Origin of the sequence: Rhizobium sp. 18055 (assembly GCF_902706285.1) — a bacterium.
Taxonomy (GTDB): domain Bacteria; phylum Pseudomonadota; class Alphaproteobacteria; order Rhizobiales; family Rhizobiaceae; genus Rhizobium.
Genome location: NZ_CACSKD010000332.1, coordinates 1 through 429, shown reverse-complemented (window position 1 = coordinate 429; position 429 = coordinate 1). Strand labels below are relative to the sequence as shown.

General features: G+C 59.4%; 1 pseudogene. It reads right to left on the bottom strand.

Annotated features, from left to right (window positions below):
* A pseudogene (locus GVL52_RS29370) lies at positions 1-429 on the bottom strand (carboxypeptidase M32); the annotation flags it as partial.

The window sequence follows — 429 nt, the reverse complement described above, 5'->3', positions numbered from 1 at the left end:
GTATAGGAAGGGAAGTAGCCAAAGCCGCCGTCGGTCCAGTGAATATCCTGCATACAGCCGTTGCGATAGTTACCGGTGGTGGAGAGTCCCAGCCAGCTCTGCATTTTTTCATCCCACAGCGCCGGGATATCGTCAACCTCGATGTCGCCATCGATCAGCGCCCGCTCAATCTCATAGCGCAGAATAACGTGCGCCGGATAGCTGACCTCATCGGCGTCCACGCGAATAAACCCGGGCTTAACGCGCTGATTCCAGGCAACGAAGTTCTCGCTGCTGAACGCCGGCTGCTCGCCGAAGCGCTGGCGCACGGCGGGCAGCAGACGGTTTAAAAACGCGTCGCTGCGGCCCAGCTGCATTTCGAAAAACAGGCTTTGTGATTCGTGGATCGCCGTCGAGCGGGCGAGGGCGACCGGCTGATCGATCCAGGTG